Source organism: Paenibacillus sp. JNUCC 34 (assembly GCF_058269055.1).
This window is the reverse complement of record NZ_CM177770.1, coordinates 5,407,766-5,421,827: the sequence shown is the minus strand read 5'-3', so window position 1 is coordinate 5,421,827 and position 14,062 is coordinate 5,407,766. Positions and strand designations below refer to the sequence as shown.

Annotated in this window: 15 protein-coding genes; 11 read left to right on the top strand and 4 right to left on the bottom strand. The window is 48.3% G+C overall.

What is annotated here, in order from left to right:
- The first annotated feature begins 17 nt into the window (after positions 1-17).
- From AC2TF5_RS25110 to AC2TF5_RS25070, 9 genes are all read left to right on the top strand, one after another.
- On the top strand, positions 18-713 hold the full coding sequence (locus tag AC2TF5_RS25110; RefSeq protein ID WP_491299808.1) for a response regulator transcription factor: 696 nt from the start codon (positions 18-20) through the stop codon (positions 711-713).
- A 7-nt stretch (positions 714-720) separates the two neighbouring features.
- Positions 721-1,653 (top strand): sensor histidine kinase, encoded by a 933-nt coding sequence (locus tag AC2TF5_RS25105; protein ID WP_491302994.1) that lies wholly within the window; start codon positions 721-723, stop codon positions 1,651-1,653.
- Between the two features lie 90 nt (positions 1,654-1,743).
- Positions 1,744-2,667 (top strand): ABC transporter ATP-binding protein, encoded by a 924-nt coding sequence (locus AC2TF5_RS25100; RefSeq protein ID WP_208916036.1) that lies wholly within the window; start codon positions 1,744-1,746, stop codon positions 2,665-2,667.
- Entirely contained in the window at positions 2,660-3,349 is a 690-nt protein-coding gene (locus tag AC2TF5_RS25095) for an ABC transporter permease (RefSeq protein ID WP_491299807.1), read from the top strand. Before AC2TF5_RS25100 ends, AC2TF5_RS25095 begins: the two co-directional genes overlap by 8 nt.
- Positions 3,350-3,655: 306 nt before the next feature.
- The gene (locus tag AC2TF5_RS25090; RefSeq protein ID WP_491299806.1) at positions 3,656-4,285 is read left to right on the top strand and encodes an HAD-IA family hydrolase; all 630 of its coding nucleotides are present in this window, start codon (positions 3,656-3,658) and stop codon (positions 4,283-4,285) included.
- A 268-nt stretch (positions 4,286-4,553) separates the two neighbouring features.
- Complete coding sequence (locus AC2TF5_RS25085; protein ID WP_491299805.1) at positions 4,554-5,630, top strand: sulfate ABC transporter substrate-binding protein; 1,077 nt, start codon at positions 4,554-4,556, stop codon at positions 5,628-5,630.
- A 38-nt stretch (positions 5,631-5,668) separates the two neighbouring features.
- A complete protein-coding gene (cysT, locus tag AC2TF5_RS25080; protein ID WP_491302993.1) occupies positions 5,669-6,511 on the top strand; it encodes a sulfate ABC transporter permease subunit CysT in 843 nt (280 codons plus the stop codon).
- Positions 6,512-6,553: 42 nt separating this feature from the next.
- Complete coding sequence (gene cysW / locus AC2TF5_RS25075; protein WP_491302992.1) at positions 6,554-7,399, top strand: sulfate ABC transporter permease subunit CysW; 846 nt, start codon at positions 6,554-6,556, stop codon at positions 7,397-7,399.
- Between the two features lie 163 nt (positions 7,400-7,562).
- Positions 7,563-7,790 carry a YezD family protein gene (locus AC2TF5_RS25070; protein ID WP_491299804.1) on the top strand — a complete coding sequence of 76 codons (228 nt, stop codon included), beginning with the start codon at positions 7,563-7,565 and terminating at the stop codon, positions 7,788-7,790.
- Between the two features lie 83 nt (positions 7,791-7,873).
- On the opposite strand, the gene AC2TF5_RS25065 is transcribed toward AC2TF5_RS25070, so the two are convergent.
- The 4 genes from AC2TF5_RS25065 to AC2TF5_RS25050 form a co-directional block, all read right to left on the bottom strand.
- On the bottom strand, positions 7,874-8,392 hold the full coding sequence (locus AC2TF5_RS25065; RefSeq protein WP_491299803.1) for a DUF4188 domain-containing protein: 519 nt from the start codon (positions 8,390-8,392) through the stop codon (positions 7,874-7,876).
- Between the two features lie 12 nt (positions 8,393-8,404).
- Complete coding sequence (locus AC2TF5_RS25060; protein ID WP_491299802.1) at positions 8,405-9,043, bottom strand: TetR/AcrR family transcriptional regulator; 639 nt, start codon at positions 9,041-9,043, stop codon at positions 8,405-8,407.
- Positions 9,044-9,437: 394 nt separating this feature from the next.
- Positions 9,438-10,370 carry a hypothetical protein gene (locus tag AC2TF5_RS25055; RefSeq protein WP_491299801.1) on the bottom strand — a complete coding sequence of 311 codons (933 nt, stop codon included), beginning with the start codon at positions 10,368-10,370 and terminating at the stop codon, positions 9,438-9,440.
- Between the two features lie 488 nt (positions 10,371-10,858).
- Positions 10,859-11,752, bottom strand: a complete 894-nt coding sequence (locus AC2TF5_RS25050; protein WP_491299800.1) for a hypothetical protein — start codon at positions 11,750-11,752, stop codon at positions 10,859-10,861.
- Between the two features lie 272 nt (positions 11,753-12,024).
- On the opposite strand from AC2TF5_RS25050, the gene AC2TF5_RS25045 reads away from it, so the two are divergent.
- Positions 12,025-12,657 (top strand): NAD(P)-dependent oxidoreductase, encoded by a 633-nt coding sequence (locus tag AC2TF5_RS25045; RefSeq protein WP_491299799.1) that lies wholly within the window; start codon positions 12,025-12,027, stop codon positions 12,655-12,657.
- 350 nt (positions 12,658-13,007) lie between these two features.
- Positions 13,008-14,018 carry a phosphotransferase family protein gene (locus AC2TF5_RS25040; protein ID WP_491299798.1) on the top strand — a complete coding sequence of 337 codons (1,011 nt, stop codon included), beginning with the start codon at positions 13,008-13,010 and terminating at the stop codon, positions 14,016-14,018.
- Positions 14,019-14,062 lie beyond the last annotated feature (44 nt).

Genomic DNA, 14,062 nt, shown 5'->3' with positions numbered 1-14,062 from the left:
TAGGAGGCAAATGCTGTATGAACGGTACCATACTACTTGTTGAAGACGATCTTTCCATTGGAGAAATGGTCGTGAGTTACTTATCCGGTGAGGGATTTCTACTGTTTCATGCCCATGACGGGGAGGAGGCGTTGCAGATGTTCAGCCATCAGACGTTCGATTTAATCCTGCTGGATCTGATGCTGCCTAAGCTTAACGGGATGGACTTCCTCCGAATCGTAAGGGAGAAAAGCCATGTTCCAATCCTGATTTTATCTGCGAAGGGCGGGGAAGCGGACAAGGCAATCGGGCTGGGGTTCGGTGCGGATGACTATATCGCGAAGCCGTTCTCTATGATCGAGCTGTCTGCGAGAGTGAAAGCGGCGATTCGGCGAGCCACACATTATGTCGATAAGCTGCCGCAGCAGTCCCGTGTGATCAACGTACACGAGCTGTCCATGGATATGGATAATCTGACCGTGAGCAAGAACGGAGTAGAGGTCAAGCTGACTGCGAAGGAGCTGCAAATTTTACAGCTTTTTTTGAACAATCCGAAAAAGGTATTTACGAAACAGCAAATATTCAGCTCTGTCTGGAACGATGATTACTACGGAGATGAAAATGTTATTAACGTCCATATGAGCCGATTGCGTGAGAAAATCGAAGACGAACCCTCGGCACCTCAATATATAAAAACGCTATGGGGTATCGGATACAGGTTGGGGGAATTCTAGCATGGGATTGACCCTCTTTCTGCTGGGCGTCATCGTGCTTCTTACCATATTAAACATCGTTCAGTACATATCACGGAGAAATACTGCGCGAAATATACAGTATATTACCGATAAGCTGGAGGCCGTCATGGCGTCCTCCTCGCAAGAGCAAGTGCTACTCGTCACCCAGGATCCCGGTGTGCACACACTGTTGAATACAGTCAATCGGCTGCTTGAATTGAAACGGCAGTATGAAGTGGAGTTTACCCGGACAGAGCTTGCGATGCGCAAAATGCTGGCGAACATCTCACACGATTTAAAGACACCCCTTACCGTGGTGCTTGGTTATATTGAGATGATTGCACATCAGCCTGATATGGAGCCTGAGGAACAGAAGCGCCTTCTTTCCAAGGTTCATTCCAAAGCGGTGGAAATTGTAGAACTGATCAATCGATTCTTTGACTTGGCCAAGCTGGAGTCGGGGGATCGGGACATTCCGTTGACCCGGGTGGAAATGAACGAGATATGTCGCAGTAGCATCCTTATGTTCTACGATTTGCTGCAATCCCGCAAGCTCGAGGCAGTAATAGATATTCCTGATACACCGGTCTATGCCAAAGGGAACGAGGAAGCTCTCAGCCGGGTATTGGACAATCTTCTCTCGAATGCAATCCGCTACGGCGGGGATGGGGACAAGATCGGCGTAACCTTGCGCTGCGATGACGATCACGTCTACGTGGATGTGTGGGATCGGGGAAAAGGAATCGGCGAACGCGATCAGAGGCTTATTTTTGAACGGATGTATACGCTGGAGGATTCCAGAAACCAATCGTTCCAGGGCAGCGGACTCGGGCTTACGATTACGAAAAGGCTAGTGGAGGAAATGTATGGAGACATTACCGTAAGGAGCAAACCCTTCAAATCTACGGTGTTTACCGTCAAACTGGGTCGACTTTCGTGAACTTAAGAGTTTCGTAAGAATTGCGAAATAAATATGATAGGGCTTCGGTCTAGAATGGAATTAAGCAAGTGACGAGAGGAGTTTATCATTATGAGTTATATAATCAGTACCCGCAATTTAACTAAAGTATTCAACGGTAAAGAAGTGGTATCGGATGTCAGCATGAACATTTCCCAAGGACAAATTTACGGATTTCTTGGACCGAACGGTGCAGGTAAGACAACGGTCATGCGAATGATATTGAATCTTGTGAAGCCGACGAGTGGTGAAATTGAGCTGTTTGGAGAGATGCTGAAACCTTCCTCCGTTGAAATGTTCAAGCGCATAGGGAGCATTATCGAATACCCTATTTTTTACGATAAGCTGACGGCAAAAGAAAACCTGGAGATACACTGTGAGTACATGGGCTTGTATAACAAAAAGGCGATCAGTGATGCACTAGAGCTGGTGAAGCTTACCGGAGCGGACAAGAAGGCTGTCGCGGAATTCTCCCTCGGCATGAAGCAAAGACTCGGCATGGCCAGAGCCCTCGTAACGAAGCCTGAACTGCTCATTCTGGATGAGCCTATCAACGGCCTCGATCCGGCAGGCATCAAGGATTTTAGGGATCTGTTTCATATGCTTAGCAAGGAGTATAATATGACCCTGTTTATTTCAAGCCATCTGCTCAGCGAAATTGAGCAGGTTGCCGATACGATTGGCATTATCCAGAACGGTGTCCTTAAAGAGGAAGCCTCGATGAACGATTTGAAAACGCGCAATTTGGGCTTTATCGAAATCGTTACACCAGACTGCCGAAAAGCGGTATTTGTTCTGGAAAACAGCCTGAATATCCACAATTTCAAAGTCATCGGAGATGATACGATCCGTATTTACCAATCGGATGTTTCGCAGCCTGAAATATCGAAGACGCTCATTCTGAACGATGTGACCATTGAGTCTATTCATCATAAGCGTACTTCGCTCGAGGAATATTTCATCGATCAGACGGGTGGAGGAGAGAAATATGCTTAAGTTGATGAAGTTGGAACTGAAAAAGCACAAGATGGGATGGTACTGGAAGGGCGCTCTAATCGCAAGTTTCTTGATCATTGTGCTTATAGGACTTATATCTTATGTTGAAGAACAGGATCTTAAAGAAGCCTTTTCTACATTTGATGAAATGTTTACGGCGATGAGCGTTATGGTGAGAGTGGTGTTTGTTATTTTTGCAGCGGTCCTGATCGGTAAGCTCATTATTAATGAATACAACAACAAGACGATTTCGATTATGTTTACGTATCCGGTGCCGCGTAAGAAGTTGATTGCGGCTAAACTCTTGCTGATTATGGGGATTACATTCATTACGATCGTGATATCGAATGTAACTGTGATTGCCGTCTTTATCGCATTGAATTCTGTTCTTCACATCATTCCTGGGACTCCTTCTATGGAGTTGCTCATAAATGAAGGAATCCAAATGTTGATCCAGGGGTTGTCTGCAGCTGGGATTAGCATGATACCTCTGTATTTCGGAATGCGTAAGAAATCGGTAGCGGCAACGATTGTTTCTTCCTTTATTCTCATTACGCTCCTCAACAATAACGGTGGTTTTTACATCAGCTCTTTTATCGTTATTCCGATTACCCTTGGAATCATTGGTCTGTTAATCGCTTATATGTCCTTTAGAAATGTAGAAAACGTAGATGTCGTTTAACAGGAATTTTCCTTGCCATGTAGAAAATGTCATATAAGTGCGTGTTCAAAAAGTCAGATTTTCAGCACCGAAGCAAATGCTTCCGGTGTGCGTTTTTTCAAAACGCTTGAGTTGGATGAAGCTAGGGACTGAGGAGTGGAGCGTAGGCTGAACCTACGTGAGCATGCTTTCGAAGTATGTTTCCTTCGGAAACATTTTAGCTGAATTCAAGATTCGACGTCGATTTCGCTTCCTGATTCACTTCGTGATCAAAAGATGATTTTTTGAACAACCTCTATAAGATATGTGGCATAAAGGAGGAACGACATGTACAAGGTGCTCATTTTTGATTTCAACGGAACGCTCGTCCAGAGTAAATACTTGGTTGTGAAGCTGATGAACGATCTAGCGGATAAATACGGTTATGAGAAGATTAAAGATGAGGATATTGAACACCTGGCTTCCCTCTCGATACGAGAGCGGCTCAAGGTGATGAAGTGTCCGATCTACAAGCTGCCGATGCTTGTGGCCGACGTGAAGAAGAAATATAAGGACGATGTGATTGATCTGGACATTGTGCCGGGCATACGCGATGTTCTCTCCAGGGTGAAGTCACAAGGGATGACGATGGGGATTCTGTCGTCCAACAGTGAGGATAACATTCAGAAGTTTCTTGGCATCCATGACAGTCAGATGTTTGATTTCGTATACACGGCGAGCAATATATTCGGTAAGGAGAAGGCACTCCGGAAGCTATTGAAGGAGCGGGGGATCTCGAAGGATGAGGTACTCTACATCGGAGATGAGCTTCGGGATGCCGAGGCCTGCCGAAACACGGGTATCGCTTGCGCCATGGTTACGTGGGGATATGACGCCGAGGAGTTGCTCGTTCAGGGCAAGCCTACGTACCTAATCCATGAACCGGAAGAACTTTATCAGATTGTAGATTCTGTATGATGTTGTGAAAAAAGGTTTGACAGGTTGCAGTGGAGTCATTACAATTACCTATAACACACTAAACAGGTAGGAATTATATAAATTGTTCTCACCGTATGAACGGAGGAACACCCACAAGGATGGAGCAGATACGGCCACGGCCGATTTGACCACATTCTTATGGGGGTCCTCCGTTCTTTTTGTATTCCTGTTTAGTAAAGACGGATTGTCAAATAAAGTGTGACAGCTTGGCAATCCGTCTAAAGAAAAATAGGGGGAGTGATTCCATATGAAAAAGGTGTTAAAACGAGGGGTTCTGGTCGGTCTGGTAGTCATGATGGCAGCGGCATTGGCAGCTTGCGGAACGGATAAAACTGACTCGAACGTTTCGGCTAAAGGAAAGGAGGAGACGGGCGGAGCAGAAGCCAAAAGTGTGGAGCTCTTGAACGTATCCTATGATCCGACCCGTGAATTGTACGAGAGCTATAACAAAGCATTTGCAGCTTATTGGGAGAAGGAGAAGGGGCAAAAGGTCACATTTAAGCAATCGCATGGGGGCTCTGGCAAACAAAGCAGATCCGTTATTGACGGCTTGGAAGCGGACGTGGTCACGCTGGCACTCGGATATGATATTGATGCAATCCGTCAAGCTGGGTTGATCCAAGATGGCCGGGAAGGCAAGTTCGAGCATAACAGTGCGCCGTACACATCGACCATTGTGTTCCTTGTACGTAAAGGCAATCCGAAGGGCATTAAGGACTGGCCGGATCTGATCAAGGAAGGTGTGGAGGTTATCACACCGAATCCGAAAACATCGGGCGGTGCGCGGTGGAATTACCTGGCGGCATGGGGATATGCATTGAAGGCCAACAACAACGATGAAGCGAAGGCTCAGGAATATGTAAAAGAACTGTTCACCCATGTGCCGGGGCTCGACAGCGGAGCCCGTGGGGCGACAACAACGTTCGTTGAACGGCAAATCGGAGATGTGCTGCTGGCTTGGGAGAATGAAGCCTATTTATCGATCAACGAGCTTGGCCCGGATAAATTTGAAATTGTAAATCCGTCAGTGAGCATCCTAGCCGAGCCACCGGTCGCTGTGGTAGATAAGATTGCTGATAAACACGGGACGCGAGAGGTGGCAGAAGCCTATCTGAAATATTTGTACAGTGAGGAAGGGCAGCAAATTGCCGCGGAGAACTACTATCGTCCAACGCTGGACAGCGTAAGTGAGAAATTTAAAGATAAGTTCCCGGCGATCGAGCTGTTTACACTGAAGGATATATTCGGAACATGGGAAGAGACGCAAGTTAAGCATTTTAATGACGGGGGCATATTCGACAAGATTTATGTGCCTGGCAGCTGATCGGCCTACAGGCTGAAGGCGGGAAAGGATGAGGAATGATGGCTTTACTTCGGATAAAGAGCAGAGGCAGGCGCCGGGTGCTTCCCGGCTTTGGAATCGGGATGGGATTCACTGTGTTTTACATGAGTCTGGTTGTATTAGTGCCGCTATCTGCTCTGCTGCTGAACCATACGGGACTCACCTGGGGCAAGTTCTGGGATATTGCGGCCGATCCGCGTGTACTGGCATCTTATAGGATAAGTCTTGGAACGGCAGCGCTGGCTGCCTTGATCGATTCGATACTCGGATTGCTGCTGGCTTGGGTGCTTGTGCGGTATGAGTTCCCTGGTAAGCAGCTCTGGGATGCGCTAATTGACCTCCCGTTTGCCCTCCCAACTGCGGTGGCGGGAGTTGCGCTAACGGCCATATATTCCACAAACGGTTGGATCGGATCGCTTCTCGAGCCGCTCGGGATCAAGGTGGCCTTCACGCCGCTCGGCATTACGCTGGCGCTCATGTTCATTGGTATCCCATTCGTGGTAAGGACGGTCCAACCGGTGCTGCAGGATGCGGAGCGGGATGCCGAGGAAGCGGCGGCTACGCTCGGGGCGGGACGTTGGCGGACATTCCGTACAGTAATCTTTCCTGCGCTCATTCCACCGCTCTTGACGGGATTTGCATTGGCCTTCGCACGGGGCATTGGAGAGTACGGTTCGGTGGTGTTTATCTCTGGCAATATGCCGATGAAGACCGAGATCGCCCCGCTGCTCATTATGTCGAAGCTGGAGCAGTTTGACTATGCCGGAGCCACGGCTGTGGCGCTGCTTCTCTTGCTCATCTCTTTCCTGATGCTTCTGGGCATTAATCTATTGCAGCATTGGACGCGAAAAACCGCGCGCTAAACGGAGAACAAGGAGGAATTTATCATGGCAGGAACCGTACCGATGGCACGGGGAATACCGGGCAGCGTCCCTTCCTCTCCGGCATCAGCGGAGAAAGGGTGGGTGAAATGGACCTTGATCAGTGCGGCTGGCATGGTGCTGCTGTGGCTGATCGTGCTGCCGCTCTTGACTGTACTCACGGAGGCGCTGAAAAAAGGTTGGGACGTTTACACCGCGGCTCTGTCCGATCCCGATGCGCTGTCGGCGCTGCGGCTGACGCTGCTCGTGGCAGCCATCACCGTTCCGCTGAATACGATATTCGGTGTCATTGCGGCTTGGAGTATAACGAAATTCAGTTTCAAAGGAAAAGGACTGCTGATTACACTGATCGACCTACCCTTTGCCGTCTCTCCCGTGATCGGTGGATTAATCTTTGTTTTGGTTTTTGGACGGCAGGGATGGCTCGGACCATGGCTAGATGGGCATGACATCAAGATTATATTCGCCCTACCGGGCATCGTCCTCGCCACTCTGTTTGTTACCTTTCCGTTCGTTGCGAAGGAACTGATTCCGTTAATGGAGGATCAGGGGACGAAGGAGGAGGAGGCAGCGGTAACCCTTGGAGCAGGCGGTTGGCACATATTCTGGCGGGTCACGCTACCGAACATCAAGTGGGGACTTCTGTACGGTATCATCCTGTGTAACGCGAGAGCTATGGGAGAATTCGGTGCGGTATCTGTCGTATCCGGTCACATCCGGGGGGAGACGAATACATTGCCGCTTCATGTAGAAATATTGTATAACGAGTACCAATTCTCGGCATCCTTCGCGGTAGCGTCTCTGCTTCTGCTTCTGGCTCTCATTACATTGCTGCTCAAAAATTGGTTATCACGAAAAAGTGCCCATTGACATAGGTTTCCAGACCATGCTAAGTTTAATTCATACTATACAGGTTGGATAAGAATGTTTTGTGTTAAATCCGGATGCTTCCGGATTTCTTGATGGGAATTATTATTGTAAGCACAGCGATATCATAAAAGGGCTTATGACCCCGGAAAAGGAGGCGGTATCCATGGCGAAACCTTTAAAAGTGGATGAAACGTGGCTAGAACGTATTGCAGGTCTTCTGGAGGATATGGAGTTCGGCTCGCTGCATATCGTTGTGCATGAGGGACAGATCGTTCAGATGGAGCGCACGGAGCGCAAGCGTTTTGGAAATACGTCCTCTGGCACCGTCCCACCGCAAAAGTCCAGCCGGATTTCAGTCAGGCAGCAAACACCTCGTTCGGGTACGAAGTAGAGCCGGGCCGCATAAAAAGCACTTTCGGAGATATTTATCCTGAAGTGCTTTTTTCATATGGCGCTTGATCTATACTCTGGACATCATCCGCGCTGTACAGGATTCGGTGGAGTGGGTACAGCAGGTTCGCTATCCCGGCCGAGCCTGCGGCTCGCCGTTTCTTTTCTTCCAGTTGCCGGAATGTGATGGCCTGCTTTAGCTAGTCCGAATATCGGCATGTTGTTATATACAGACTCATGTTGACCCTGCTGCACCATATACGTTTCATGATAAATACCGACGGTGCCGTCTGTCCCAATGCTGCGGTTGAAATTTTTCCAAGCTTTAAGATGATTGTCTCCATGCCTGGCATAATGTTCTAGCTCCTCGAAGGATCTCCAATATTGGATGAGGCTTACGCCGCGCCAAGATAAATGTACGCTCCCGTCTAGAAAACCGATCTCCCGATTCGTATAAAGTTCTTGCATCATGGGCCCCATAGCCCGAAAGACCGGCAGCCATTTGTGGATTGCCCATAGGCGGTTGACCCGCATCCCGATAATAAACACAACAAACGAACCATCCATCTGGGCCGTATAGCGGCCTGGTACCACCTTAGCCATATTAACTCCTCCTCAAATCTGATTCTCAATCAATCGAAGCTGGGTTTCATAAAAGGATCCAATATCATCCGAAGCGTAGAGCTGTGAAGTAAGAAAAGCGCCATAAAACACCGTAAACAGAAACTGTATAGCTTCAGGTATGGTAACTCCGGGTTTTAGTGTGCCATCTTGAGCGGCCTCTGACATACAACGTTCAAATAGAGCAAACATATCGGGAGGTTCGGCGCCAAGCTCCTCATGACCGGGAAACAGAAGCTGAACTTCAGCTATACTGAGTTCCGGCATACACGGATGCATTTTCATTTCCGACAAAAAGGCAATCAGGCTTGGCATAATTCCGGCTTTTTCCCGTGACTGTTCTGCAATATGGCGATATAGATGCCGAACTGCTTCAAAACCACGAAGTTGCTGCTCTTGAATGTCGATGATCCTGCCCGTCAGCCAGATTCGCATGAAATACAGAAGCAGATCTTCTTTTTTGCGGAACAGGTTGAAGTAGGTTACCCGTGATACCTCTGCCATCCGGCAAATGTCGTCCAGCATGACTTCACGGAACACGCGGTCTCCGATCAGTGACATCGCGGCCTCGTACAAGGCTATTCTTGTTTTGGCTTTTTTGAGTTCCCGTAAGGGAATATGAGGTTGGTTCATGAATGTCTCCTTTCTCTGATAATGCGGAATGAGTGAAATTTCTTTTATTAAATATTTACTTGTGTAAATAAGTTAACACAAGTAAAGTTATTTGTCGAGATGAGAATGAAGGGGGTAATTGTTTTTCATGGAGGATTTACAGGATTATCCAACATTCAAAAGGCGTCCTGATGGTCGATATTGACCCTAGGACGCCTTTATGAGGTAGTTCAAAAAGTCCGCTTTTGATCACGAAGTGAATCAGGAAGTGGGCTCGGCATCGAATCTTGAATTCAGCTGGTCCTTCCGGTGCTCACGTACCCAAAACGTACGCTCCGCTCCTCAGTCCCTAGCTTCATCCAACCTTCTCGGTGCTGAAAACCGAACTTTTTGAACATGCAGTTTTTGTAGATATTTATTTAAGAGAACGATGCTTGCTGCCTGCGCTGCCGTCGCGGGGAGGCAGGGGGGAGGGAGATTCATTTGAGCGGATATCCTCCTCCGACGCAGCCCCGGGATGCTGTGTGTACATCTCCAGTAGCTCCGGATGGCCTGCATAAGGTCGTTCTTTCCTGGAGCGGGTAGACGTGAACCAGAATCCTGTCAGGTACAGCATTAGCTGTGCAGCCAACACATAAGGGGAAACTTCGGGCCAGATCAGGTTCGGCAGAGCGGCTGCAGCAATCAGAAAATGGAGTCCATAGAAGACCACGCCGAGTGATCGGCGTCTGGAGTCCATCAGCAGTCGATAAAAAGAAACAGTAGCAATCATCCAGGAGAGCCACAGACACCATACCTGAGGGTCTGTCCAAGCCTCTGGATACTGCAGCTCAGAGATGAGCTCAAAGGTCCAGAACACGGCAACAGCAAAAGCTACGCCAGGTACAGCTGGCTTCAACAGCATCCACAAGCCGCTTCCCCAGCCAGGAGTTTCTATGCGGCGAAGAAGTTCGCCGCGTTCCCGAACGAGCCCATTCATCTCACGTTCCAAGGTTCTGCTCAGCTGCGGCAGCCTTGAATCGTCACGGTCGCGCAGATAGTTGTCGATCTGCTCCAGCAGATCCATCGTCAACCGATCAGCCGCTTTGCATTCTTGCAGGAGCCTTACAAGCTGCTCATCAGGCAGGTCTGCCTCGTCAGGATGTTCGATAACGGCAGCCAGTGGTCCGGCCAGCTGTGTGTACAGTGTCAACGACTGCCTTATTCGTTCCAGCGTCTCCGTTCGGGAGGCCTGAAGTCGGGTAGCACTATATATGTATATGCCCAGGAATACGGCCGCTGCCAGTAGCACTGCCAGCAGACCTTCCATCGAGCCGAAAAAACCATCAATCCATTCAGCAAGGGACAAGCCGACCCCTCCTTCAATTTTCTTCTTTCACTATTGCACAAGAAGGATGGGATTTCAAGACAAGCTGTACTCTTTTATAGAACAGACAAGCTATGTTTTTTCATGGAATAGACACATCGAAGGCATTGCACCTAAAAAGAAAATTGCATATTTTTGCCTTTGGGAAACAAATTTAGTTGTGGTCAAAATTAATGCAGGGAATATACTGAAATATACAGGATCACATGCGTATGAAATTTCACTCGGAATCAAGGAGGGAATTCGTATGAGTACACATATACACATTGAAAAAGGTCCCATAAAGCGTGCGAAACTAACACTCGGCTATGTACTCCTGCTTCTATTGGCAGCATGACCGATTGGAGCGGGGATGTTCAATTGAAGCGTATGTGACGTAAGAGCTAACAAGAGAAAAGGCTGCCATTACCGGCGGCCTTTTCTGTGTGAAACGTTAGATGTTTCAAGGAATTGCGAGGTGGAATACATGCTTAATTCCCCCGGTCAATTAGATCCTTCCAAGCTCTGTATTCGTGAATAGCAAGACCGTTATAAGACGCGTGCTGAGCTGCCATGACATCCACCTGTTGCAGCTGTTCATTCATGAAGGAGGGGCCTTCTTCATAGAACGTGATGAAATTACCTTCACCGCTTGCTTTCGTTTCGACAGCAATGATCGCTTTTTTGCCAAGCTCAGACGCTTCGTTCATTTCCGGAAGGGCCAGATTATAGATGTTAGCAGCCTGGTTACGGTAAGCCATTATGACGACACCATCTACTTTGGATATGAGCCAGCGGCTCATGGACATGGAGTCATCCGGCAAATTGTACGTATACAGCCAAAATGGGATATCGGCCGTAATCGGAAGGTTCAGCGAATGTGCTCCTTCAGCCAAAAAGCGGATATTGCTCTGCCATTGCTTGATCAGGGATGAACGGTTCGTTCTCCATTCACCAAGCACATGCGGCTCGATATCAATATGCATACCGGTGAATCGTTCTTCAGGAGCAGCAGACGCCTGATAAGCAGCAGTCCAGTCTAGAAAGATTTCCAGACGGTAGCGTTCTGACTCGAGTGACCAGCTTGGTGAGCCTCCAAGGACGTGGACTTCAATGCCTTTTGCCGTGGCTTGTCGGATAAAGTTCTTGTAGTATTCTGGACGTACATCACGGTTCATTTGCAGATAAAATGTGTTCACGCCATTAGCGGAAGCGAAGGACAGAATATCCTCGGATGATTCCTTGATCATAGGTGTGTCCCAAAACCAGGTTGCTTTTTGTTTCGGCTGAGCTTGAGCGCTGTTGGATGGGAGGGCCAGACTGCCGAGGAACAATAGACAGCAGGTAAGTAACAGGTAGAATCGGTGATTGGATTGATTTCTCATAAATAATGTTCTCCTTACACATTGTTTTGATAAATAGAGACAGAGGGGCATGGCTGCATGTGGTTCGTCATTATTCGACAAAACATAAGGGGACGTAGAGGTCTAGGGATTGTTGTGCAAGTCTTTTTCGCGATTATGCATGTATGTATATACTATCGGTGAAAATAATGCAGATTCATATAGGTCTATAGTTTCTTTATTGCTAAAATTTGTGAGGAATTAAGGTTTGAATGATGGGCAATAGGGATAAGTTGAAAGGGGCATGATTATAAATGAAAATAGCGATTATTGGAGCAGCGGGAACCATTGGTAGACGGATTGCGCTAGAGGCGATTCGACGGGGCCATGAGGTCACGGCGGTTGTTCGAAATCCGGAGAAGCTAGTTGAATATAAGGACAAAATGAGCGTCGTACAAGCCAATGCTGTTGATCCTTCTACAATTGCTGAAGCCGTTAAGGGACATGATGCGGTCATCAGTGCCTACGGGCCAAGATTTGGCGAAGAAGAAGAGCTGTTAGAGGCGGCACGTGCATTAATTGAAGGAATACGTCGTGGGGGTTTGAAGCGGCTACTTATTGTAGGCGGCGCTGGCAGTTTGATTACGGATAGCGGCGAGGCACTAATGGATACACCGGAATTTCCGGGAGAGGTCCGTACTCTGGCGAAGGCCCATGCGGATGCTTATGGTATATATCAGGACTGCGATCTTGACTGGTCTTATTTAAGTCCAGCGGCGATCATCGAACCAGGCCGACGTACCGGGCAGTTCCGGATCGGTACGGACCGGCTGATTACGGACGAGAGCGGATCGAGCCGCATCTCAGCGGAAGATTACGCAGTTGCGATGCTGGATGAGCTGGAAGATCCGCAATTTATACGGACCCGATTCACTGTAGCTTATTGATTTATATGTTGTCTACAGCACAACGAAGATGTACAATCTATAGCATAGCGTAGATGCAAAAGATGTATAGAATAGCAGGCGCCGCACCTTCAGACGGGCACGATATCCGGCCTGGGTGCGGCGTTCTTCGTTTGTTCATTTCTTTTGTTAAGCGATAAGAGTGAATTCGCATGTTGCGGGCAGTGTGGGTTCGTCCTCTTTACGGGGTACATATATAATGGAAGGCAGTAAGATTTATTGGACCTGTCTTGCGGGTGAACGGGCCGTAGGTTTCCGCTGCCATCCGTCATCTGTTATAGCCGGTGATTTAGTCAAAGCATTATAACTTTCAGATCAGGAGTGAGGTTCTATTGACTACACAAATATACTTTTCTTCTAATAAGTTAGGTGAAGTCAACGGGGAACAGCTGCAGAGTGTGCTGGACCGGTTTGATCTGGGAAGGCTGCTCTCTTTCCATAAGACGGATCAAGGGGCCATGGGACAGACCCTGCTTGTGTCTTCATCAGTCGGCGAGTTTGTTCTTAAAGGAAATCCTCTGTTTCCCGGACAGTTTTTGGAGGAGCGATATTTCATCGAATATTTGGATCAGCATACCGACATCCCGTTGCCCTCACCGTATCTTGTGGATGAGGGCGATGATATCTTTGGGTGGAGCTATTCGCTTATGCCGCGACTGCCAGGAAGTCATCTGTTCTCCCCCGAACTGGAAGCAGAACTTAATCCACAGGATGAATCAGACATAGCCGTCCTACTTGCCGACACGCTGCTCCAGCTCCACCGCTGGAAGGTGGACCACTCCGGTGAATTCGACCCCGCTATAGGGAACGTGCGATCCTTCCATGATTCATACACGTCCTGGCTGTTTGATACGATTACGTACTGGCTGGATGACGCCAAACGTTATTCCGAGATAACCGCTGAAGACACGTCCTGGGTGAAAGGGCTGCTGATAGAATCGAAGGAAGCCTTTGACGAAATGAAGTCTCCTTGCTTTGTAATGGGTGATTTCAATCCCGGAAATCTGCTCTTGCGGCGGTCGGTCGGATCGTGGGAGGTGAGCGGACTGTTTGACTTTACGACCTCTTATTTTGGTGACGGAATAGCAGATCTCCCCAAAATGACAGCGTTGTACCTGGAGCACGGGAAGGAAGAACCGGTTCGCCAGTTCCTCCAAGCGTACAAAGCGGGATTGCCAACGTGTGATCAGGACGTTTTTGAGAAGCGGTTTAAGATCCACATGCTGCACCAGCGGATTCTGTTCTGGGGGTGTGCCAAAGCCACCAATACGGTGACATGGGGTACCCATTTATCGTTCTCCGCATGGGCAAGACCTTTCACGGAAGCTGCTTCCAAATTATGATTCCCTTACCGCAGATCGAAGACTTCATGCAACGCGCCACACCA

Coding starts and splice junctions, on each gene's coding strand:
- AC2TF5_RS25110 (WP_491299808.1), top strand. CDS start 18: ATGAACGGTACCATACTACTTGTTGAAGACGATCTTTCCATTGGAGAA.
- AC2TF5_RS25100 (WP_208916036.1), top strand. CDS start 1,744: ATGAGTTATATAATCAGTACCCGCAATTTAACTAAAGTATTCAACGGT.
- AC2TF5_RS25095 (WP_491299807.1), top strand. CDS start 2,660: ATGCTTAAGTTGATGAAGTTGGAACTGAAAAAGCACAAGATGGGATGG.
- AC2TF5_RS25090 (WP_491299806.1), top strand. CDS start 3,656: ATGTACAAGGTGCTCATTTTTGATTTCAACGGAACGCTCGTCCAGAGT.
- AC2TF5_RS25085 (WP_491299805.1), top strand. CDS start 4,554: ATGAAAAAGGTGTTAAAACGAGGGGTTCTGGTCGGTCTGGTAGTCATG.
- cysT (WP_491302993.1), top strand. CDS start 5,669: ATGGCTTTACTTCGGATAAAGAGCAGAGGCAGGCGCCGGGTGCTTCCC.
- cysW (WP_491302992.1), top strand. CDS start 6,554: ATGGCACGGGGAATACCGGGCAGCGTCCCTTCCTCTCCGGCATCAGCG.
- AC2TF5_RS25070 (WP_491299804.1), top strand. CDS start 7,563: ATGGCGAAACCTTTAAAAGTGGATGAAACGTGGCTAGAACGTATTGCA.
- AC2TF5_RS25065 (WP_491299803.1), bottom strand. CDS start 8,392: ATGGCTAAGGTGGTACCAGGCCGCTATACGGCCCAGATGGATGGTTCG.
- AC2TF5_RS25060 (WP_491299802.1), bottom strand. CDS start 9,043: ATGAACCAACCTCATATTCCCTTACGGGAACTCAAAAAAGCCAAAACA.
- AC2TF5_RS25050 (WP_491299800.1), bottom strand. CDS start 11,752: ATGAGAAATCAATCCAATCACCGATTCTACCTGTTACTTACCTGCTGT.
- AC2TF5_RS25045 (WP_491299799.1), top strand. CDS start 12,025: ATGAAAATAGCGATTATTGGAGCAGCGGGAACCATTGGTAGACGGATT.